Origin of the sequence: Stenotrophomonas sp. PS02298 (assembly GCF_029959445.1) — a bacterium.
Taxonomy (GTDB): Bacteria; Pseudomonadota; Gammaproteobacteria; order Xanthomonadales; family Xanthomonadaceae; genus Stenotrophomonas.
Map to the genome: position 1 here is coordinate 1 of NZ_JASCOR010000299.1, position 2,056 is coordinate 2,056.

Sequence of the window (2,056 nt, forward strand, 5' to 3'; positions counted from 1 at the left end):
ACCCGTGCGGGGCCCTAATTGCCGGAGAGCCCGAGCACCGCCACCTTGTCGCGGGCGCGCAATGCGCGCAGCCGCCGGGTCAATTCCACGCCCTGCATGCCCGGCATTTCCTCGTCGACGATGACCAGTCGGATCGCCGGATCGGCCTCGATGGCACGCAGCGCGGAGGCGCCGTCATCGGCCTCGATGACGTGGTAGCCGTACATGCTCAGCAGGGCGGAGGCGTAGGCGCGGGCCGACGGTGAGTCATCCACGACCAGGGCGGCGATGCGCCGGTTGCGCTCCATGCGCTGCACCAGCCAGACCAGGTAGTCGATGCTGCCGGGCGTGTTCTTCAACACGTAGTCGATGATCTGCTGTTGCAGCACGCGCTTGCGCAGATCCTCGTCGTAGACACTGCTGACCACGATGGTCGGCAGGCCGCGATTGACGAAGTACTGCACCACCTGGTCGCGGTCGCCGTCGGCCAGGATAAGCCCGGTCAGGACCAGGAACCAGCCATCCTCGCGATCCAGCAGTTCACCAGCCTCGGCCAGGCTGGAGGCGACGCTGACGGGCAGTTCAAGCCGCTGCTCGATGGCCTCGCGCAGCATCGTGGTGAAGGTGCGCGAGTTCTCCACCAGCAGGATGCGCTGGGGCAGGGGCGCGATCGACGGACTGTCAAAGGCGGCCTGTGGCGTGCTGGCAGTGGTGGCAAGAGTTGGGAGCATCGGAAGGTATAGCGGCCGCGGGCGTGGGAGCTTGAGGCTTCATGTGGCCGGGATTCGGAATTGGGGTTCGGGTCTGGCAGGCGTCAGCCCTGTACTCGGCTGGTCCGTGCTGTTCCTCCCCAATACCCGCCTCACCACAACAGATCGCGCAGCTTGTACCAGGACATCGCCGCAACCAGCATCGGCATGCGCAAAGCCTTGCCGCCGGGGAATACGCCGTGTGGGATGCGCTCGAACACGTCCAGCCGCTGCGCCTGGCCGGCAATGGCAGCGGCGATGACTTCGCCGGCCAGGCCGGTGCTGGCGACGCCGTGGCCGGAAAAACCCTGCGCGAAGTACATGTTCGGGGTGATCCGGCCCCAATGCGGCGCACGGTTGCGGGTGATGTCGATATAGCCGCCCCAGACATACTCCATTTCCACGTCGGCCAGCTGCGGGAATACCCGCCGCATGCGCCGGGTCATGCTGGCGCGCAGGCCCGGCGGGGGCAATGCCGAGTAATTGGCCTGGCCGCCGAACAGCAGGCGGTGGTCGCGGCTGAGCCGGAAGTAGTCCAGCGCCCAGTTCACGTCGGCCACGGCCATGTCATTGCGGATCAGTGCCTTGGCGCGCTCGGCGCCCAGTGGCCGGGTGGCGCCGATATAGGTGCCGACCGGCATCATCCGGCTTTCCAGCTCGGGCGCGATGTCCTGCAGCCAGGCATTGCCGGCCAATACGACGAAATCCGCATCGACCCGGCCGTGGGGGGTGATCAGCGCTGGTTGTGAGCCACGTTCAAGCCGGGTGACTGCGGATTGCTCATGGATGGTGACACCGGCGGCTTCGGCGGCCTGGGCCAGGCCCTGCGCATAGGCCAGCGGATGCAGGTGGCCGCTGGCGGCATCATAGGCCGCGCCCAGGTAGCGCTCGCTGGCCAGTTCCTGCTGCAGGCGCGGGCGGTCCCACCATTCCAGCGGGTAGTCGTAACGTTGCGCCATGCGTTCGATGTCATTGCGCAGGGCACGTTCCTGACGCGGCTGGATAGGGACGCTGGCGTGGCCGTCGCGCCAGTCGCAGTCGATGCCGTGTCTGGCAATGCGCTGCTTGAGCATGTGCATGCCGTCGCGCGAGAAATCGAACAGCAGCCGTGCATCGGCATCGCCAACCAAGGCCTCCAGCGTGTCCTGCTCGCAGCCGTAGCCGACGATGGCCTGGCCGCCGTTGCGGCCTGAGGCACCCCAGCCGACACGCTCGGCTTCCAGTACGGTGACCTTGTAGCCCTTCTCGGCCAATGCCAGCGCGGCGGTCAGGCCGGTATAACCGGCACCGAGTACGGCGACGTCGGCGCGCGCCTGCCCATGCAGGCG

Annotated in this window: 1 protein-coding gene and 1 pseudogene; both read right to left on the reverse strand. The window is 67.2% G+C overall.

The window, feature by feature from the left end:
- Positions 1-17 precede the first annotated feature (17 nt).
- Positions 18-650: pseudogene (locus QMX78_RS21230) on the reverse strand (response regulator); the annotation flags it as partial.
- A 191-nt stretch (positions 651-841) separates the two neighbouring features.
- Entirely contained in the window at positions 842-2,053 is a 1,212-nt protein-coding gene (locus QMX78_RS21235; RefSeq protein ID WP_282273406.1) for an FAD-binding oxidoreductase, read from the reverse strand.
- Between the last annotated feature and the right edge of the window lie 3 nt (positions 2,054-2,056).